An 18,425-nucleotide genomic window follows, 5' to 3' on the forward strand; every position below is an offset into this window, starting at 1 on the left:
CAACGCAAACGCCGCTTACGAAAGATGAGAGAAAACAATGAAACGTGCATTTATTATGGTTCTGGATTCATTCGGCATCGGCAGCAGCGCAGATGCGGCGCGTTTTGGCGATGCCGGTTCCGATACCCTTGGTCACATTGCGCAAGCCTGCGCCGAGGGCAAGGCCAATCAAGGCCGCAATGGGCCGCTTAACCTGCCGAATTTAACCCGTTTGGGGCTGGGCAAGGCGGCAGAAGCCTCTACCGGGCATTTCCCTGCGGGGTTGGATGCGCAAGCCGACATCATCGGTGCGTATGCGCACGCCAGTGAAATTTCCTCCGGTAAAGACACGCCGTCGGGCCACTGGGAACTGGCCGGGGTACCGGTATTGTTCGATTGGGGCTATTTCAGCGATCATGAAAACAGCTTCCCGCAGCCACTGCTGGATTTGCTGGTGGAACGCGCCAACCTGCCGGGTTATCTGGGCAATTGCCACTCTTCCGGCACCGTTATCCTCGAGCAACTGGGCGAAGAGCACATGAAAACCGGGAAGCCGATTTTCTATACCTCGGCCGATTCTGTGTTCCAAATCGCCTGTCACGAAGAGACTTTCGGGCTGGACCGGTTGTATGAGCTGTGCGAAATCGCGCGCGAGGCGCTTACCGATGGGGGCTACAACATTGGGCGTGTTATCGCTCGCCCCTTTATTGGTGACAAGCCGGAAAATTTCCAGCGCACTGGCAACCGTCACGATTTGGCCGTCGAACCGCCTGCACCTACCGTACTGAAAAAACTGGTGGATGAAAAAGACGGGCAGGTGGTTTCCGTGGGCAAGATTGCCGATATCTATGCCCAGGTAGGGATCACTAAAAAGGTCAAAGCGACCGGTATTGATGCGTTGTTTGATGCCACGCTGAAAGAGATGGACGCCGCAGGCGACGATACCATTGTCTTTACCAATTTCGTTGATTTTGACTCTTCCTATGGTCACCGACGTGACGTTGCGGGCTACGCAGCGGCGCTGGAACTGTTCGATCGCCGCCTGCCGGAGATGCTGGAGCGGGTCAAACAGGGCGATATTCTGATCCTGACCGCCGATCACGGATGCGATCCTACCTGGCCGGGCACCGATCATACCCGTGAACATGTGCCGGTTTTGATCTATGGGCCGACGGTGACGCCGGGTTCACGCGGGCACCGCACCACGTTTGCCGATGTCGGGCAAACCGTAGCGCACTATTTTGGCGTGTCCGACATGGACTACGGCACCTCGATGCTGTGATCGCCGGCACTTACTGAATTCACACGACGTACTCTATAAGGAATCAAAGAATGGCAACGCCACATATCAATGCGGAAAAAGGGGATTTTGCCGATGTTGTACTGATGCCGGGCGACCCGCTGCGTGCGAAGTACATTGCCGAAACCTTTTTGGAAAATGCCCGTGAAGTCAATAATGTGCGCGGCATGCTGGGCTACACCGGCAGCTACAAAGGGCGCGCGATTTCGGTGATGGGGCACGGTATGGGTATTCCATCCTGCTCTATCTACACCAAAGAACTGATCACCGAATATGATGTGAAAACCATTATCCGCGTTGGCTCCTGCGGTGCGGTACGCGAGGACGTGAAGCTGTATGACGTGGTGATTGGTATGGGTGCCTGTACGGATTCAAAAGTAAACCGTCTGCGCTTTAAAGATCATGACTTTGCCGCCATCGCCGATTTCGAACTGGTGCGTAACGCGGTTGATGCGGCTCAGGATAAAGGCATCACCGTTCGGGTAGGCAACCTGTTTTCTGCTGACCTGTTCTACACGCCAGATCCGCAGATGTTCGACGTGATGGAAAAATACGGCATTCTCGGCGTAGAGATGGAAGCGGCGGGGATTTATGGCGTTGCGGCCGAATTTGGTGCCAAGGCGCTGGCCATTTGCACCGTCTCTGACCATATTCGCACCGGTGAACAGACCACGTCGCACGAACGCCAAACCGCGTTTAACGACATGATCACTATTGCGCTGGAGTCAGTGCTGTTGGGCGATCGTCGCTAGTCTGGCCTGTATGCATTTATAAAAAAGCCCCGTCAAAATATTTGCCGGGGCTTTTTCTTATCAGCACAACAGGGTTAGGACAACACGGACTTATTTAATGGCCCGGCTAGGGACTTGTGCCGCACTGTTAAATGTCACTTCGTTGATGGCACTCCATTTATTGGTATCGGTGCCAAACGTATCCAGCTTGATAAAACGCGCGTTGATAGCCGGGAAGGTGAATTTCTCACCGTCTTTGGCATCGTTAGAGGTGACCAGATTATCAGCCAGTTTGGTCCAGCTCTTACCATCGGCGGAATAGGATACAGAGAACTTCAGCTTGCGCTCTTCCGCTTTGAACGGCACCAAGACAAAGTTTTCAATGGATTGTGCCTTATCGAGTTCCAACTGCACCCAACCTTCACCGTTTACCGCCCAGCGCGTTTTGTTGTTGCCATCAGCAATGTTGGCCGGGGTATGGCCCTTATCGGCGTCATAGCCGGAAGCGGTAACATTGGTGACTTGCGCGGCGGTAGCAGAGAGTGAGAACAGCCCGAACACACAGGCAGTGACCAGAGCGTATTTTTTCATTTTTTTACCTCATTCACAGGGATAACGGAACGCAGATCCATTGCGTTAATGTGAAATGAGAGTATGAAAAAAAAGAAATGCCATTTCAGTTAGCCGCGTCGCGTTATTGCGATTAGTGCAGCAGCAAAATGTTGTCACACCTTCACGCGCGTTGCGCGCTTGCTGTTTTCTGCGCGCAGACGCGGACAACTCGGGCACAGCGCCCCGCCTTCCAGACGATAAATCAGGCAGCAATGTCGCCGCTCCTTTTTTTGCTCACCGGAGGGAAGGGTACGTAAACGAATCGGTTGATATAGGCGATTTTTTTCGCCATTGGCCAGCTCTGCTCTATCGAGTAAATCTGCGGCGTGCTGCACGTCAACGCCCTCTTGTGCCGCCAGATTCATTCCCTGGTAAAAACGCACCCCAGCATTATTCCAAAACAGTGTTGCACTCAGCCCGGAGAGCGCGGAGAGCTGTTGGCATACGGGAGCGATGTGTTCATCAATCAGCGGTAAAAAAGCCTGCCACTGGCGATCCGCAACCGGACTGCCGAGCGAGGAGAGGACAAAACGCTGTGGCGTACCTTGTTCACTCTGCACATAAGCAATGTCCGCCAAACGGTAAGGGAGTTGCCACTGATGGCGCAGGTGAATATAGACCCAGGGTGCAACCAGTAACGCAAAATACCACTGCGACCATCTGGACATCAGGTAGGGAATCGCCTGCTCTGGCTGCCCTTGGGTCAGCGTGTGCAGCCATGATGGAACTTCCGCTGTTAGCGGCGCTTGCAGCAGCGTAGTGGGAAAGAGCGTGGCGCCGTCAGGCGCAGAGAGCGAAAAACGCGTTTCTATCGCGCGTCTGATTTCGGCATGTTGTGGTTCTAGGCCATGGCTATTCACACCGACTCCGCTGGTGGGCATTGGCAACAGAAGGAGGATTTTGCATAATACGACGCAAAATTGGAATGATAATAATTACTTTTCTCATGATTGGCTTATCGGGTCCCTTTTCTCGCCGTCATTTATTGAAACTGGCCGCGCTCTCTCCCTGGTTCACGTCGGGCTTTGTCTCGGCGTCTGATCCTATTGTCAGTCTCGAGCGGATTATTGCGCTGGAGTGGCGGCCGGTGGAGCTGTTGATGGCGCTCGGCATTACGCCGCTTGCCGTGGCGGAGAAGGGCAATTATCACCGCTGGGTGGTCGAGCCTGCGTTGTCTGACCGTGTGATTGATGTCGGGCTGCGCAATGAACCCAACATGGAGTTGTTGCAACGCCTCAACCCCTCTCTGTTTTTGGTGTCACAGGGTTTTGGGCCCGATATTGAACCACTGACCCGTTTGGCACCGTGCTTCGCTTCGGGTTTCCGCGATGCGCAGCACCAACCGCTTGATGCAGCCCGGCGCGATCTGCTTTTGCTCGGCCAGCGGTTGAACCTGACTCGTATTGCCGAGCAGCATCTGCTCGAGTTTGATCGTGAACTGGACACCCTGGCACAACGTCTTCGTGCTTATTCGCCCCGTCCTTTGCTGCTGTTCTCACTGCTTGATAGCCGCCGTGCGCTGGTTATGGGCAATAACAGCTTGTTTAACAACGTGCTCACTCGGCTCGGTTTAACCAATGCCTGGCAGGAAGAAACCAACTTTTGGGGGAGCGCCGTAGTGGGCATTGAGCGTCTGGTGCGTTATGAAGAGGTGCAGGCACTGTTCTTTGTTCAGGGCGATACCGCACTGCTGGATGCGGTGTCCCAGTCAGCGCTGTGGCGCATGATGCCCTTTGTTCGGGACAATCGCTGGCAGACCTTGCCTGCGGTCTGGTTTTATGGCGCCACGTTCTCGGCGTTACGCTTTGCGCGGCTTCTGGCGCAGGCATTGGAGCCGAAGGCATGAGAACCTTTGGCCTGCTGTGGTTATCTGCGTTGGCGTTGGTGGCGATTGGGCTGACTGGCGTGAATTTTAGTCAACTGGTACCGGCACCTCTGTGGTGGCACAGCGTATGGAGCCCGGACGGGCAAGATGCCAGCCAGATGCTGTTTCATTTCAGCCTGCTACCACGGACCGTGCTGTCTCTGCTGGTCGGTGCCTCGCTGGGGCTGGTTGGCGTCTTGTTTCAGCAAATTTTGCGTAACCCGCTGGCGGAGCCTGCGACGCTCGGCGTTTCCGCCGGGGCGCAATTAGGGTTGGCACTGGCAACGCTGTGGGCGTTGCCAGGAGGGGAAACCACGCGACAGTTAGCCACTATCGTCGGGGCTGTAGGGGCGGGTGCCATTGTGTTTGGTGTGGCATCGGGACGGCGCATGTCGCCCATTACCCTGATTCTCGCCGGATTGGTGGTGGGGCTGTATTGTGGTGCGGTGAAAAGCTTACTGACGCTGTTCAACCATGAACGCTTGCAAAGCCTGTTCCTGTGGGGCAGCGGTATGCTCAATCAGTATGACTGGAGCGCCGTTTCGTTCCTCTGGCCCCGCATGCTGATCGGCCTGGTTATCGTGTTGCTCATGATCCGTCCGTTGGCGATGCTGGCATTGGACGATGCGGTTATCCGCAGTCTGGGGGTAAACCTGACGGTGGCGCGTATTGCCGGATTGGGTATTGCCATGGTGCTCAGCGCCATGCTGGTTAGCGTAGCGGGTGTGATCGGATTTATTGGTCTGTTTGCTCCGCTATTGGCACGCATGTTGGGTGCCAGAAGGTTAGGGCCGCAACTGGCGTTGGCGATGCTGGTGGGGGCACTGCTGCTGGCGATCAGCGATCAATGTATTATTCTGCTCGCGCGCTACTGGCGCGAGGTGCCGACGGGGGTTGCGACCGCGCTGGTGGGCGCGCCGGTCATGCTGTGGTTACTGCCACACCTGCGCCATGTGAATGTGCCTGCGGTGGACACCGTTCGCCAATCCGTGCGTGAACGTGCGCTGAGCACGCCGCTATTGGCCCTTTACGCTGCGTTGCTGCTGCTTCTGTTGCTGATCGCGCTGGGCAGCGGGCAGGATCAAAACGGCTGGGACTGGTCGTTGTATGAGATGTGGCAATGGCGCTGGCCGCGCGTGGTTGCTGCGCTTTCGGCCGGTGCGATGCTTGCTGTTGCGGGAACCTTGATGCAGAAGCTGACCGGGAATCCAATGGCCAGCCCGGAAGTCTTGGGGGTTACCTCGGGCGCTGCTTTTGGCGTGGTTCTGCTGCTGTTACTGGTTCCGGGGGATGTGTCATCGTGGCGTTGGCTGGCCGGCAGTGCTGGCGCGGGTGGCACGCTGCTGCTGATCATGCTGCTGGCAAACCGTGGCGGTTATTCTTCCAGCCGCCTTTTGCTGGTGGGGATTGCCTTGAGCACCGTATTTTCTACCCTGCTGACCTTTATTCTGGCGAGTGGCGATCCGCGCACCGGATCGCTATTAGCCTGGCTGGCCGGTTCAACCTATAAGGTCAGCCCGCAGCAGGCGTACATTTCGGCGCTTATTGCGCTGGTATTGCTGAGCGCCACCCCGCTGATTCGCCGTTGGATTGCCATCATGCCGTTGGGCGCAAGCGTGGCCCAGTCCGTTGGGGTTGCACTGCGTCCTGCGCGTATGTTGATTTTACTGCTGGCGGCAGGATTGGTTGCCACCGCGACATTGGTGATCGGTCCGCTGAGTTTTGTTGGCCTGATGGCTCCCCATCTTGCCCGTTTTCTCGGGTTTCGCCGCGCATTGCAACAGATCGTTATCGCTTCGCTGCTGGGCGGCATGCTGATGCTGATTGCCGATTGGCTGGGGCGCGTATTGATTTTTCCTTATCAAATTCCCGCCGGTCTGTTAGCGACATTCATAGGGGCTCCGTATTTTATCCTGCTGTTACGTCGGCAACATTCTGCCTGAGTGCGGAAAGTAAACCGTATCGCCGCTTGCATTTGTAAATCGAATTCGCATAATTGCGAAGCAGAATAATAATGATTTACATTTGCAATTAAGGGATAAGAATGACAGCGTTAATTCATATAGCACGCAAGCCAACCCGGCTTGCGGTGCTCATCGGGGCGTTTTGTGGCACGATAGCATTGCCGATTTTGGCGCAGGACACCTCCTCAGTGGCTGCAAGCGCAGCAGCACAACCGACCTCTCCTGGCGATAGCGCAAACAGCAAAGATACCATGACGGTGATTGCCAAACCGGAAGATAACTTCCGTGCCGGTGGCGATCAGTTGGTGCCCGCTTATCTGGATGGACAGATCGCCAACGGCGGACGCGTCGGTTTCCTCGGTCAGCAAAACGCGCGCGATGTGCCGTTCAACGTCGTCAGCTATACCAGCAGAATGATTGAATCACAGCAGGCGCAAACCCTGGGCGATGTGGTCAAGAATGATGCCTCGGTGCAAAGCGTACGCGGCTACGGCAACTTCGCCGAAGCCTACCGTATTCGCGGCTTTAAACTGGACGGTGATGACATCACCATGGGCGGCCTGTTTGGCTTGATGCCGCGTCAGATTGTTTCCACCAATATGATTGACCGGGTTGAGATCCTGAAAGGGTCCAACGCGTTTCTTAACGGTGTTTCCGCCGGTGGCAGCGGCGTGGGCGGTGCGGTGAATGTCGAGCCCAAACACGCTGATGATGTGCCGCTAACGCGCGCCACGGTCGACTACACCTCTTCCTCACAGGTTGGGGGCGCGCTCGATATCGGGCGACGTTTCGGCGACGATAACCGCTTTGGCGTGCGCGTTAACCTGCTGCACCGGGAAGGTGAAGCCGCGATTGACGATCAGCGCAAGCGGGTTTCATTGGCCGCTGTCGGGCTGGATTATCGTGGCGATCGTTTCCGTTCCTCGCTGGATGCGGGCTACCAGCACCAGTATCTGCACGGTGGCCGTCTGGGGATTAACGTTTCGGCTGTGGGGCTACAAGCGATTCCAGAACCACCAAGCAATACCCACAACTACAGCCAGCGCTGGGTCTATAGCGATATGAAATCCCGCTTCGGGATGCTGCGCGGCGAGTACGATCTGGATAATCGTTGGACGCTCTATTCTGGCCTTGGCCTAAGCAACACCGAAGAGATTGGTAATTACAGCACGCCGAAATTGACACTGGTCGGTAACGGTAACGCTGAACTGGGGCGCTTAAGCTCAGTTTATATTGCCCAGAACACCGCCTCGTTGGCGGGCATTCGCGGTAATTTTGATACCGGTCCGGTCAAGCACGAAGTCAACTTGGGTTATTCGGGTATCCATACCAAGACCAAAGTGGCGTTCACCATGTCCAAGTATGACTACGCCACGAATATCTATAACACGCCAGTAGTGGATTTCCCTGCGACAACCCCCACAGGGTTTGGGGGGCGTATGGACTCACCGAAAATACGCAACCGCATGCAAAACTGGGGGCTGGCGCTGTCAGATACGCTCTCGGTGCTGGATGACAGCGTGCGCTTTACCGCTGGGCTGCGCCGTCAGGAGATCCTGGTGCGCAATTATGGATACTCGGGAATTGAGAGCGGCACCGGGGGGCGTTTCGATCGCACCAAGGTGAGCCCGGTATACGGCGTGGTGGTAAAACCGTGGGAACACGTTTCACTCTATGCCAACCATATTGAGGCGTTGCAGCCGGGCACGAAAGCCCCGACGACGAGCGGAGTGTTAAACGCAGGACAGATTTCAGGTATCTACGTTGCTAAGCAAAATGAAGTTGGGGTTAAATTTGATTATCAGCGTGTAGGTGGCTCGCTGGCGGTTTACGAGATCAAACGGCCAAACGGTGCTATCGATGATAATACAAAACTCTACGGCCTGAACGGCGAGCAGCGTAATCGCGGCGTGGAACTGAATGTGTTTGGTGAGCCGATGTACGGTCTGCGCCTCAACGGCAGCGCTACCTGGCTGGATGCCACGCTGACCAAAACCTACAAAGGTGCCAACGACGGCAATGACGTGGTGGGTACACCCGGTTACCAGTTGGTGTTTGGCAGTGAATATGATATCCCTTCGGTGGAAGGCTTGACGCTGTCTGGCACCGTGTTGCGTTACGGTTCACAGTACGCCAACGAAGCCAATACGTTAAAACTGAAGCCGTGGACGCGATTGGATCTGGGCGTGCGCTACAGTACGCCACTCAACGATCATACGCTGATATGGCGTGCCAACGTCGAGAACGTCACTAACGAAAAATATTGGGCATCGGTGGATGATACCGGCATCTATGTGACACAGGGCGATCCGCGCTCGCTGAAACTTTCGGTATCCGTGGATTTCTAATACTGACCGCGCCTGTTGTCAGGGTTAACTGGCGCAGGCGCGTTATGGTTTACAGCGGCAATGCCATGATCACCGCATCTTCGCGCCCGTTAGCTGCCGGGTAGTAGTTGCGCCTTAGTGACACTTCGTTAAACCCTAACTGTTCATACAGGGCGATGGCGTTGGCGTTGGATGCGCGAACTTCCAACCACAGCGTAGTAATGCCGCGCGCCTCCAGCGTTTCAATCAACTGTTCCAGCAGATGCCGACCGTGGCCTTGCCGTTGGTGGGTGGGATGAACGGCAATATTGAACAACGTCGCTTCATCCAGCACCACCTGGGTAATGGCAAACGCCACCAGCGTGTCGTCGAGCGTTAATTTCAGGTTCAGGTAGCGTTCACCCTGATTACTGGTAAAGGTGCTTTCCGTCCACGGAAAAGCGTGGCTAGCCTTTTCAATGGCAAAGGCGGCAGGCAAATCGTGGGCCGTGAGGGGAGAAATAACGTGCATGATAAACAACCTGAATTAATGGGCCTCTGAGGCTGCCAGCAAGGGAAGATGTTCACTGATTTGTTGCCACAGGGCGCGTTTGGCACTGGGGTTGGCATACAACTCGTCCAGCGTTGGACTACTCAATTGCACACCCGTCCATGCGGGCGGCACATCAACTCCCAGGCACCAGGTATGACAATGTGTCGAGGCGGGCAGCATGGCAATCTGTTCCGGCGTGAGCGGATACACCTGTTCCGGGCGCAGTGACAAACTGTGCAGCACATCGCCAATCAAGGGGTCATGGGAGGCAGGGAGCGGGGCGGCGACAATCACCAGACGCGTTTGTGTCGGCAGGGTAACGGCAATTTCGCCCTGCAACACCGTGGGGCGACGTAACGTCCACTGCGTAATCCCCATCTGTTGTAAAAGCCAATCGCGTCTTGGTGCCATAATTTCCGATGCTCTGTTCGCCATGATAGCCGCGCTATGCTAACAAACCTGATACGGATGCGCCAATAAAGTGAACCGCAGCAGCGTTTTCCCCTTTAATAGCGCTAATGGCCAATACCGTATTTTTCAAACCTATCGCAGTGGAAAATAAAAGCCCTTAGGTTAGGGGCTCTTCAAGGTGATTTGTTGCAATGAGTACCATATGCGCGCTTTGTCGCTCTCCTTTAAGTTAGCCTGGTCAAGCACACGGAGAAAGGCGGTTTTGTTGGTGAATCGTTCGCCTTGGAGCAGGGTTGCATTAATACAAGAGAGAATGTCGGTGTTCAACCCGCTTATTTTTGATCTGACCTGTGGCAGTGGATCCGGTCGCCAGTTATTTTCTGCAACAGACAGCCAGTCAGCGCGATAACGATATTGGATGGCTTTAGCGGCATCCATTTGCGCCTGAATAAACGGTTTTACTGACTCGCCGTGCAAGCCCAGCTTTTCTGCCACCGCGACTGAATTGGCCAACACGTTGACTTCCTGCGGCACGTCTTCAATGGCAAGGTGTTTTTCTGCTTTATATCCCGCCACATCCTTCATGTAAGACAAACGCTGGTTAATCAATGAGGCCAGATCGCCGCATTGGGTGGGTGAGGCCAGTGCGGTTTCAGAAAAAAACAGTCCGGCCAAAAGTAGCGATCCTGCTGACACTTTACTAAACATTTAACGTCACCTTTTGCTGTAAGGGGGATATATGTCTTCGATGCAGACTCCAACGCTGGGAATAATAGCGGGTTAGCAAAACGCGTTGATAAACGCTGGCTTAATAGAGAGCGATCTCGTGTACCAGCGCGTCACCTTCAAGGCTGGCGACTGAACTGTGTTTGCATTGTTGCCTTTTGCGCCCCTGCAACCGGGATAATTTAGGGTATAATCGCCGTTCTATTTTTGAGGAGCGAACACCTGATGTCAGCATTAACCCCCGCCAGTGAAGTGATACTGCGCCACAGTGACGAATTTATTTCACGCCGCGTGCTGTTTGCCGGCGACATTCAAGACACGTTACCAGCGCAGTTTGACGCGGCGGAGGTGCACGTGCATCTCACGCAATATCACCATTGGCTGCCGCTGAACAAAACCATGGGCGACAACGCGCAGTTTGGCTTGCTGGTGGATGCTGAGCAGGTGGCTGCCTGCGATACCCTGATTTACTACTGGCCGAAGAGCAAACAGGAAGCGCAGTTCCAGCTCGCCGACCTGCTGTCGCATCTTGCCGTGGGCAGCGAGATTTTTGTGGTGGGTGAGAACCGCAGCGGTGTGCGCAGCGCGGAAGGCATCCTTGAAGGCTTTGCCACCATGACCAAAATTGACAGCGCGCGGCGCTGTGGGCTTTATCATGGTCAATTAGAGGCTGCCGCTGAGTTTAACCTCGATGACTGGAAAGACAGTTACTACGTTGAGGATGTGCCGGTTGCGACCTTGCCCGGCGTCTTTAGCCGTGATGGTCTCGATGTCGGCAGTGCGCTGCTGTTATCCACCTTCGAGCCGCACATGAAAGGCAAGGTGCTGGATATCGCCAGCGGCAGTGGTGTGGTGGCGGCGGTGTTGGCAAAACAGTCGCCTAAACTGCGTTTGACGCTGAGCGATGTCAATGCGGCGGCGTTGCTGACCAGCCGTGCCACGCTTGCGTTAAACGAATTGGAAGGTGATGTGATTGCCAGCGATGTCTATTCGGATATCGCCGGGCGTTTTGACCTGATCGTTTCCAACCCACCGTTTCATGATGGTTTGCAAACCAGCCTGAGTGCGGCCGATCGTCTGATTCGCGAAGCGCCCAAGCATTTGAATATCGGCGGACAGTTACGCATTGTCGCTAACGCCTTCCTGCCTTATCCGGCCTTGCTGGATGCCACTTTCGGTAATCACGAAGTGCTGGCGCAAACCGGACGCTTCAAGGTGTATCAGGCCACATTAACGCGCGCCAGCAAGCATGCCAAACCGGCTGCGCGCTAACCGTGTGCGGGCCTCGTTGATACTCCGAGGCCCGCAATTTTGCTACTGGTATTGAGTGTAACGCGCTGTTAGCGGAGATTGTTAATGGTAGCCATGCTCTCCGTGCCGTAACGATCGCCCGCGGCGGCCGCGAACGGGAAGATGGCTTCAATCGCTGCCAGTTCCTCTGGTGTTAGCTGAACATCCAGCGCGGCGATATTCTCTTCCAGATAGCGGCGGCGTTTGGTGCCCGGAATCGGCACGATATCATCACCCTGCGCCAACACCCATGCCAGCGCCAACTGCGAAGGGGTGACGCCTTTCACCTGCGCCAGTTTTTCTACCTGCTCAACCAGCGCCAGGTTTTTGGCAAAGTTGTCCCCCATAAAGCGCGGGTTGCTGCGACGGAAATCGTCCGGTGCCAAATCTTCCGGGCTGCGTAACGTACCGCTCAGAAAGCCACGCCCAAGCGGGCTATAGGGCACAAAACCAATACCCAACCGACGACACGCCGGGAGGATCTCCGCTTCCACATCGCGCGTCCAGAGCGAATATTCCGTTTGCAGTGCGGTAATCGGGTGTTCGCGGTGCGCTCGCTCCAGCAACGAAACCGGCGCTTCACTTAATCCGATATAGCGGATCTTGCCTGCGCTGACCAAATCGCTCAATGCACCGACGGTTTCTTCAATCGGTACGCTCGGATCGACGCGGTGCTGATAGTAAAGGTCGATCTCATCCACGCCGAGACGCTTCAGGCTGCCTTCGACCGCCTGACGCACGTAATCCGGGCGACCACAGACACCGCGAGCATGCGGGTTGCTCGGATCGCGCATTATCCCGAATTTGGTGGCAAGCACCACCTGTTGACGTTTGCCTTTGATGGCGCGCCCGACCAACGCTTCATTGGTGTGCGGGCCGTACATATCGGCGGTATCCAGCAGGGTAACGCCCAGTTCCAGTGCGCGGTGCAGCGTGGCGATCGCCTCTTTTTCATCCTGCGCGGTCGAGTAAAAATCACTCATGCCCATGCAGCCAAGCCCGATGTTGGAAACCAGCGGTCCCGTTTTGCCAAGTTGACGTTGTTGCATTGTGTGTTCTCCCTCGCTCGTAAGATGGACGCAGTGTGATTGTTCAGGGAATAAAGATAAATGGCGGATAATGTGCAACACTGTTCAAAAATCACCAACAATGGCGGTGTTGATGGACCATATTCAGGCGATGCGTACCTTTGTGCGAATTATCGAACTGGGCAATTTCAGTCGGGCAGCCGAAAAACTGAATTTGCCGCGTGCCACCGTCAGCCATACCATCAAACGGCTCGAGGCTCGCCTTGGTGTCCGGTTGTTGCTGCGCACCACGCGTCAGGTACAGGTGACGGCTGAAGGCGAGATTTACTACCAGCGCTGCCTGCGGTTGCTGGCGGAAATAGACGAAACGGATACGTTGTTCTCACGCCAGAAATTGCGTCCTTCCGGGCGAATTCGCGTCGATATGCCGCACTCGCTGGCGCGCGAGATTGTGATTCCCGCACTGCCGCAGTTTTATCAGCGCTACCCCGAGATTACGCTGTGCCTGAGCGCCAATGATGCAGCGATTGATGTGCTGCGCGAAGGCGTAGACTGCGTACTGCGCGCCTGGCAGGTGGAAGATGAGTCGTTGATTGCGCGCCATCTGCCCGCGTTGGAGCAGGTAACCTGCGCCTCCGCAGCCTATATTAAGCGCTATGGTATGCCGCAAACGCTGGATGATTTAGCCACACACCAGGCGGTAGGCTATTTCTCTCAGCGTACCACCCGCCACTATCCGCTGGATTTTATGTCGCAGGGGGTGTGCGAGCAGCGTACCCTACACAGTCAGATTGATGTCAGCGGGGCGGATGTCTACGTGGCAGCCTGTCGCGCCGGGTTGGGGCTGATCCAGTCTCCGCGCTATGGCGTGCGACACTGGCTGGAAAGCGGCGAACTGGTGGAGATTCTGCCTGAGATGCCGCCACCGGATATGCCGTTGTATATCATGTACCCTGCCGGGCATTTCCTTGCTCCGCGCGTCAGCGTGTTTATCGATTGGCTGCGGGAGTGCTTCGCGCGTCCGTTATAAGGCCAATATGACGATTTTTGCAGCAAACCCAGCGCCCAAGCGGAAATAATCATTGACGTTGTTGAGAAAATCTCTAGAATTCGCCCCCGTGGTGGCACGATGCAGATCGTGTGACGGCGTTGCGAAGGTGGCGGAATTGGTAGACGCGCTAGCTTCAGGTGTTAGTGTCCTTCGGACGTGAGGGTTCAAGTCCCTCTCTTCGCACCAACATCACCACATGTGTTATCAACACAACGGTTTGTCTCGCATAGCATCTGCGAAGGTGGCGGAATTGGTAGACGCGCTAGCTTCAGGTGTTAGTGTCCTTTGGACGTGAGGGTTCAAGTCCCTCTCTTCGCACCATGTGTGCGTGGCAAACAACAGAGCAGTACCCAGTGCGAAGGTGGCGGAATTGGTAGACGCGCTAGCTTCAGGTGTTAGTGTCCTTTGGACGTGAGGGTTCAAGTCCCTCTTCTTCGCACCATTTCTCAATGCTTTTCCCTTCTTTTTATTCTCTTGTACTGATCAACACGTTTTCCCGGTGCTGTTTGCCCGTTACGGCCACGTCGTTTGAAAAGCCACTACCAATGCGCTTAATCCGCCAGCCAGCGCGACGCAGGAAGGCAGCAGCAGGTAATGACGCAAGCGAGGATGGAACAGCATGACGGCGGTCGCCAGCAGCGCAATCGCTACAATCAGCTTCCAACTGTTGAGTTGAAGATCGAGCAGCGCAAGCAACGGCATCAGTGCGGCAGGCAGCAGAATGCCCCAGGCACTGCTCAGGCGTTTACCCAGACACCAGCTGGCACTCCATAACCCGCATGCGGTAATCATTGCGGTCAGCATGGCTGCGCTCCTCTATGGATGATGAAACTCATGATTGATAATGATAACCAATATCATATGTGAATTTATATCATTTACGAGCGGGCGTAAACCCCGGCAAGCGATGCCGGGGCAGGGAAATAGTGAGGGAAATTGCGGGGGGAGGGAATCAGTAGATAGACTGATATAGCGCCTTGATGTGCTCCAGTGTGACATCACGTGGGTTGCCGCCAGTGCAAACGTCGTCGAAGGCAGCCTGCGCCAACGCCGGAATATCCTCTTCCTTCATGCCCACCTGACGCAGACGTGCCGGGATATCCACATCCTGAGACAGTTGCTTCACGGCGGCAATGGCGGCTTCCCGCGCTTGGGCGATCGGCATCTGTTGTGCGCCCTCGACGCCCATCGCTACCGCGATTTGGCGGAACTTGTCGCCGGTGTAATCAGCGTTGAATGCCATGATATGCGGCAGCAGGATCGCGTTTGCTACGCCGTGCGGGGTGTCATAGAAAGCGCCCAGCGGGTGCGCCATACCGTGTACTAATCCTAATCCCACGTTCGAGAAACCCATGCCTGCGACATACTGTCCCAGCGCCATCGCTTCCACCCCTGCGGCATTGCCCGCAACGGAATCGCGCAGCGAACGGCTGATGATCTCGATAGCTTTCAGATGTAGCATGTCGGTCAGTTCCCATGCGCCTTTGGTGGTAAAGCCTTCAATCGCGTGCGTCAGGGCATCCAGGCCGGTTGCCGCCTTCAGTGAGGCGGGCATGCTAGCCATCATGTTGGCATCGATAAACGAGACGATAGGAATGTCGTGCGGATCGACGCAGACGAACTTGCGCCGTTTTTCTTCATCGGTGATCACGTAGTTAATCGTGACCTCGGCAGCGGTGCCTGCGGTGGTCGGGATGGCGAAAATCGGTACGCTGGGGCGGCGCGTAGGCGCAACGCCTTCCAGACTGCGTACATCGGCATATTCCGGGTTGTTGATGATGATACCAATCGCTTTACAGGTGTCCTGCGGTGAACCGCCGCCAATGGCAATCAGATAATCGGCCTGCGCGGCCTTGTAGCGTTCAATGCCTGCGGTCACCACGCGGATAGTGGGGTTAGGCACCACGTCATCGTAAACCTCGTAGGGCAGGCCCGCCTGATCGAGCAGGGTGATGACTTTACTCACCACACCATATTTCACCAGGTCTTTGTCGGTGACCACCAACGCTTTGTGGAAACCACGTCGGGTTATCTCTTCCACGATATGGTTAATCGCCCCCGCACCAAAATACGAGGTTTCGTTAAGGATCATTCTTTGGGTCATCGTCGTATTCTCCATAACATTTTGATTTTAAGATACCCGTCATACTTCAAGTTGCAGGTGTGTTGGCTGCACTCGCTTACCCGAATCACTTACTTGAGTAAGCTCATCGGGATTCCCTCGTTTGCCGCCTTCCTGCAACTCGAATTATTTAGGGTATAGATGCTGAAAAGGGTTGGGTGGCGCAAGCGGTCGGGGCGGGAAACGCCCTCAAGGCGCGAAACGTTAATCTTCATAGCGTTAGCTTCTATGCCATCAACAACGGAAAGACCGTGATGGATCGCTGATAAATAGATATTACCCATTCAATCAGTATGGATACGTGACAGGGGAATTGCCTTCCCCTCGTTGCCATCGTCGGTGACGCGGTGGCAGTGAGCGCAAGGTGGGTGTGATCGTCGTCATCTTTAGCGTTTTTGGCACCGCGGCATAACCGTAGCCTTTGGTTGAAATATTCTAATTCCAGCTATTTTTTTGCATTATAAAAACTAATCCATTGCAAATATCGCTGTGGCGATCATTCTCTAACGATGCGAATATTTGTGTCATTATTTTTGTTTTAAATCCATATTATTGGTTTTTTATCCTAATTAATGATTTTAATTTGGCGATTTTCGTTGCCTTGTGCTCTGGCACTCTTTTTGTCTTTCACGGCTGATATATAGTTTAACTTATGACAGAGGGTGTGGTAGCCCTGTGGAAGAGGTGGTAAGTTCAACGCAAAGAAAGCGTTTGCGTGGCGTGATTCGCGCCGTTTGCAAGGAGAGGTTCGGGAGAAAAAATGACACAGCAAACTCCGTTGTATCAGCAACATGTAGCCGATGGCGCGAAGATGGTCGACTTTCACGGCTGGATGATGCCGCTGCACTACGGCTCACAGTTGGATGAACATCACAGCGTTAGACGTCATGCAGGCATGTTCGATGTGTCGCACATGACCATTGTGGATTTACTCGGCCCGCGCGTACGCGAATTCCTGCGTTATCTGCTGGCGAATGACGTAGCCAAACTCACGCAACCGGGCAAGGCGCTTTATACCGGGATGTTAAACGCCTCGGGTGGCGTCATTGACGATCTCATCGTCTACTTTTTGACTGAAACGCATTTCCGGCTGGTGGTGAACTCCGCCACGCGGGAGAAAGATCTGGCCTGGATCGCCGAACATGCCAAAGCGTTTAACGTGGAGTGGCAGGAACGCGACGAACTGGCGTTGATTGCCGTGCAAGGGCCGTTGGCACAAGAGAAAGTGCAGGCGTTGCTCAGTGCGGAACAGCGCGCGGCAACGGCGGGTATGAAACCCTTTTTCGGTGTACAAACCGGCGACTATTTTATTGCTACCACCGGGTATACCGGTGAGTCAGGCTATGAAATCGCCCTGCCCGAACAGCAGGCGGTGACGTTCTGGCAACAGCTGCTGGCGGCTGGTGTGCAGCCGTGCGGCCTCGGTGCGCGTGATACGTTGCGCCTCGAAGCGGGCATGAATCTTTATGGTCAGGACATGGACGAAGGCGTTTCGCCGCTGGCCGCCAATATGGGCTGGACCATCGCCTGGCAACCGGAAGAGCGTGATTTTATTGGTCGGCAAGCGCTGACCCACCAACGCAGCGAAGGCACTGAGCAGTTGGTTGGATTGGTGCTGCGTGAAAAAGGGGTGCTGCGCCATGAAATGCCGGTGCGCTTTACCGATGCGAGTGGCACGGTACAGGAAGGCATGATAACCAGCGGGACCTTTTCTCCCACGCTGGGCTTCAGTATTGCACTGGCTCGCGTGCCGCAGGGTATTGGTGAAACGGCGTTGGTGCAAATTCGCCAGCGCGAAGTGCCCGTAGAGGTGACTAAACCGGTATTTATTCGCGGCGGCAAGGCGCTGGTTTGACGCCGTGCCCGATGTGACCATGATTATTTATTGATTAACGTTAGCGCGATATATACCCAAACGCCTGCGCGTTGCAGCAAGGCGGGTATTGCGCGATTCGATACGACGAAGCGATTTTAAGGAGAGCAGGGCAATGAGCAGCACAATTCCAAACGCATTGAAATACACCTCATCCCATGAGTGGGTCCAGGCCGAAGGCGAGGGTGTCTATCGTGTTGGTATCACCGAACATGCCCAGGAGCTGTTGGGAGATATGGTTTTCGTCGATTTGCCTGACGTCGGTACGCAGGTTGCGATGGGTGACGACTGCGCTGTCGCCGAGTCGGTCAAAGCCGCCTCAGATATCTACGCGCCATTGAGCGGTGAGATCGTGGCAGTGAACGATGCGCTGGAAGGACAGCCGGAGCTGGTCAACAGTGCGCCTTATGCCGATGGATGGCTGTTTAGCATCAAGGCGTCTGATGAAAGCGAATTGAACGAATTGCTGGATGCCACGGCTTATCAGGCGCTGTTAGAAGAAGACGAATAACCTTGTTGCCCCGTGATGGCTTTCCGCGCATCACGGGGTAAATCGATTTATCAGCCTGTAAGACGTTGAGCGCCGTCTACCGCGTTCGCACTTGTAGTTTGCCA

At 55.1% G+C, this 18,425-nt stretch carries 17 protein-coding genes and 3 tRNA genes; 12 read left to right on the plus strand and 8 right to left on the minus strand.

What is annotated here, in order from left to right; genetic code table 11:
* The first annotated feature begins 37 nt into the window (after positions 1-37).
* Together deoB and deoD are read left to right on the plus strand one after the other, a co-directional pair.
* The gene (gene deoB, locus J5069_RS11835) at positions 38-1,261 is read left to right on the plus strand and encodes a phosphopentomutase (RefSeq protein WP_264644072.1); all 1,224 of its coding nucleotides are present in this window, start codon (positions 38-40) and stop codon (positions 1,259-1,261) included.
* A 50-nt stretch (positions 1,262-1,311) separates the two neighbouring features.
* Positions 1,312-2,031, plus strand: a complete 720-nt coding sequence (deoD, locus tag J5069_RS11840; RefSeq protein WP_264644073.1) for a purine-nucleoside phosphorylase — start codon at positions 1,312-1,314, stop codon at positions 2,029-2,031.
* Between the two features lie 90 nt (positions 2,032-2,121).
* Here deoD and J5069_RS11845 read toward each other — a convergent pair whose 3' ends face one another.
* Positions 2,122-2,601 (minus strand): discoidin domain-containing protein, encoded by a 480-nt coding sequence (locus J5069_RS11845; protein ID WP_264644074.1) that lies wholly within the window; start codon positions 2,599-2,601, stop codon positions 2,122-2,124.
* Between the two features lie 134 nt (positions 2,602-2,735).
* Positions 2,736-3,482 carry a siderophore-iron reductase FhuF gene (gene fhuF / locus J5069_RS11850; protein ID WP_264644075.1) on the minus strand — a complete coding sequence of 249 codons (747 nt, stop codon included), beginning with the start codon at positions 3,480-3,482 and terminating at the stop codon, positions 2,736-2,738.
* Positions 3,483-3,547: 65 nt separating this feature from the next.
* Here fhuF and fhuD point away from each other — a divergent pair, with 65 nt between their 5' ends.
* From fhuD to J5069_RS11865, 3 genes are all read left to right on the plus strand, one after another.
* Complete coding sequence (gene fhuD / locus J5069_RS11855; RefSeq protein WP_264644076.1) at positions 3,548-4,468, plus strand: Fe(3+)-hydroxamate ABC transporter substrate-binding protein FhuD; 921 nt, start codon at positions 3,548-3,550, stop codon at positions 4,466-4,468.
* Positions 4,465-6,429 carry a Fe(3+)-hydroxamate ABC transporter permease FhuB gene (gene fhuB, locus J5069_RS11860; RefSeq protein ID WP_264644077.1) on the plus strand — a complete coding sequence of 655 codons (1,965 nt, stop codon included), beginning with the start codon at positions 4,465-4,467 and terminating at the stop codon, positions 6,427-6,429. Before fhuD ends, fhuB begins: the two co-directional genes overlap by 4 nt.
* 101 nt (positions 6,430-6,530) lie before the next feature.
* A complete protein-coding gene (locus tag J5069_RS11865) occupies positions 6,531-8,798 on the plus strand; it encodes a TonB-dependent receptor (protein WP_264644078.1) in 2,268 nt (755 codons plus the stop codon).
* Positions 8,799-8,847: 49 nt separating this feature from the next.
* Here J5069_RS11865 and rimI read toward each other — a convergent pair whose 3' ends face one another.
* From rimI to J5069_RS11880, 3 genes are all read right to left on the minus strand, one after another.
* Positions 8,848-9,288, minus strand: a complete 441-nt coding sequence (gene rimI, locus J5069_RS11870; RefSeq protein ID WP_264644079.1) for a ribosomal protein S18-alanine N-acetyltransferase — start codon at positions 9,286-9,288, stop codon at positions 8,848-8,850.
* A 15-nt stretch (positions 9,289-9,303) separates the two neighbouring features.
* Positions 9,304-9,720, minus strand: coding sequence for a DNA polymerase III subunit psi (locus tag J5069_RS11875; protein ID WP_264644080.1), 417 nt, complete (start codon positions 9,718-9,720; stop codon positions 9,304-9,306).
* Between the two features lie 162 nt (positions 9,721-9,882).
* Positions 9,883-10,428: a chorismate mutase gene (locus tag J5069_RS11880; protein ID WP_264644081.1), complete on the minus strand. Its 546-nt coding sequence runs from the start codon at positions 10,426-10,428 to the stop codon at positions 9,883-9,885.
* A gap of 243 nt (positions 10,429-10,671) precedes the next feature.
* On the opposite strand from J5069_RS11880, the gene rsmC reads away from it, so the two are divergent.
* Positions 10,672-11,718 (plus strand): 16S rRNA (guanine(1207)-N(2))-methyltransferase RsmC, encoded by a 1,047-nt coding sequence (gene rsmC, locus J5069_RS11885; protein WP_264644082.1) that lies wholly within the window; start codon positions 10,672-10,674, stop codon positions 11,716-11,718.
* A 68-nt stretch (positions 11,719-11,786) separates the two neighbouring features.
* On the opposite strand, the gene J5069_RS11890 is transcribed toward rsmC, so the two are convergent.
* Positions 11,787-12,785, minus strand: coding sequence for an aldo/keto reductase (locus J5069_RS11890; protein ID WP_264644083.1), 999 nt, complete (start codon positions 12,783-12,785; stop codon positions 11,787-11,789).
* Between the two features lie 112 nt (positions 12,786-12,897).
* Between J5069_RS11890 and J5069_RS11895 the strand changes: the two genes are divergently transcribed.
* The 4 genes from J5069_RS11895 (at position 12,898) to J5069_RS11910 (ending at position 14,257) form a co-directional block, all read left to right on the plus strand.
* Positions 12,898-13,794, plus strand: a complete 897-nt coding sequence (locus J5069_RS11895; protein WP_264644084.1) for a LysR family transcriptional regulator — start codon at positions 12,898-12,900, stop codon at positions 13,792-13,794.
* Between the two features lie 121 nt (positions 13,795-13,915).
* Positions 13,916-14,001: transfer RNA gene (locus J5069_RS11900), tRNA-Leu, on the plus strand.
* Positions 14,002-14,050: 49 nt separating this feature from the next.
* A tRNA-Leu gene (locus tag J5069_RS11905) sits at positions 14,051-14,136 on the plus strand.
* 34 nt (positions 14,137-14,170) lie between these two features.
* A tRNA-Leu gene (locus tag J5069_RS11910) sits at positions 14,171-14,257 on the plus strand.
* A gap of 71 nt (positions 14,258-14,328) precedes the next feature.
* Here J5069_RS11910 and J5069_RS11915 read toward each other — a convergent pair.
* Together J5069_RS11915 and fucO are read right to left on the minus strand one after the other, a co-directional pair.
* Positions 14,329-14,619, minus strand: a complete 291-nt coding sequence (locus J5069_RS11915; protein ID WP_264644085.1) for a DUF1435 domain-containing protein — start codon at positions 14,617-14,619, stop codon at positions 14,329-14,331.
* Between the two features lie 148 nt (positions 14,620-14,767).
* Positions 14,768-15,919, minus strand: a complete 1,152-nt coding sequence (fucO, locus tag J5069_RS11920; RefSeq protein ID WP_264644086.1) for a lactaldehyde reductase — start codon at positions 15,917-15,919, stop codon at positions 14,768-14,770.
* Between the two features lie 778 nt (positions 15,920-16,697).
* Between fucO and gcvT the strand changes: the two genes are divergently transcribed.
* Together gcvT and gcvH are read left to right on the plus strand one after the other, a co-directional pair.
* Entirely contained in the window at positions 16,698-17,792 is a 1,095-nt protein-coding gene (gene gcvT, locus J5069_RS11925; protein ID WP_264644087.1) for a glycine cleavage system aminomethyltransferase GcvT, read from the plus strand.
* A 133-nt stretch (positions 17,793-17,925) separates the two neighbouring features.
* On the plus strand, positions 17,926-18,321 hold the full coding sequence (gene gcvH, locus J5069_RS11930; protein WP_264644088.1) for a glycine cleavage system protein GcvH: 396 nt from the start codon (positions 17,926-17,928) through the stop codon (positions 18,319-18,321).
* The last annotated feature ends 104 nt before the right edge of the window (positions 18,322-18,425 follow it).

Origin of the sequence: Candidatus Symbiopectobacterium sp. NZEC127, from assembly GCF_025962675.1 — a bacterium.
Classification (GTDB): domain Bacteria; phylum Pseudomonadota; class Gammaproteobacteria; order Enterobacterales; family Enterobacteriaceae; genus Symbiopectobacterium.

Coding starts and splice junctions, on each gene's coding strand:
- deoB (WP_264644072.1), top strand. CDS start 38: ATGAAACGTGCATTTATTATGGTTCTGGATTCATTCGGCATCGGCAGC.
- deoD (WP_264644073.1), top strand. CDS start 1,312: ATGGCAACGCCACATATCAATGCGGAAAAAGGGGATTTTGCCGATGTT.
- J5069_RS11845 (WP_264644074.1), bottom strand. CDS start 2,601: ATGAAAAAATACGCTCTGGTCACTGCCTGTGTGTTCGGGCTGTTCTCA.
- fhuD (WP_264644076.1), top strand. CDS start 3,548: ATGATAATAATTACTTTTCTCATGATTGGCTTATCGGGTCCCTTTTCT.
- fhuB (WP_264644077.1), top strand. CDS start 4,465: ATGAGAACCTTTGGCCTGCTGTGGTTATCTGCGTTGGCGTTGGTGGCG.
- J5069_RS11865 (WP_264644078.1), top strand. CDS start 6,531: ATGACAGCGTTAATTCATATAGCACGCAAGCCAACCCGGCTTGCGGTG.
- rimI (WP_264644079.1), bottom strand. CDS start 9,288: ATGCACGTTATTTCTCCCCTCACGGCCCACGATTTGCCTGCCGCCTTT.
- J5069_RS11875 (WP_264644080.1), bottom strand. CDS start 9,720: ATGGCACCAAGACGCGATTGGCTTTTACAACAGATGGGGATTACGCAG.
- J5069_RS11880 (WP_264644081.1), bottom strand. CDS start 10,428: ATGTTTAGTAAAGTGTCAGCAGGATCGCTACTTTTGGCCGGACTGTTT.
- rsmC (WP_264644082.1), top strand. CDS start 10,672: ATGTCAGCATTAACCCCCGCCAGTGAAGTGATACTGCGCCACAGTGAC.
- J5069_RS11890 (WP_264644083.1), bottom strand. CDS start 12,785: ATGCAACAACGTCAACTTGGCAAAACGGGACCGCTGGTTTCCAACATC.
- J5069_RS11895 (WP_264644084.1), top strand. CDS start 12,898: ATGGACCATATTCAGGCGATGCGTACCTTTGTGCGAATTATCGAACTG.
- J5069_RS11915 (WP_264644085.1), bottom strand. CDS start 14,619: ATGCTGACCGCAATGATTACCGCATGCGGGTTATGGAGTGCCAGCTGG.
- fucO (WP_264644086.1), bottom strand. CDS start 15,919: ATGACCCAAAGAATGATCCTTAACGAAACCTCGTATTTTGGTGCGGGG.
- gcvT (WP_264644087.1), top strand. CDS start 16,698: ATGACACAGCAAACTCCGTTGTATCAGCAACATGTAGCCGATGGCGCG.
- gcvH (WP_264644088.1), top strand. CDS start 17,926: ATGAGCAGCACAATTCCAAACGCATTGAAATACACCTCATCCCATGAG.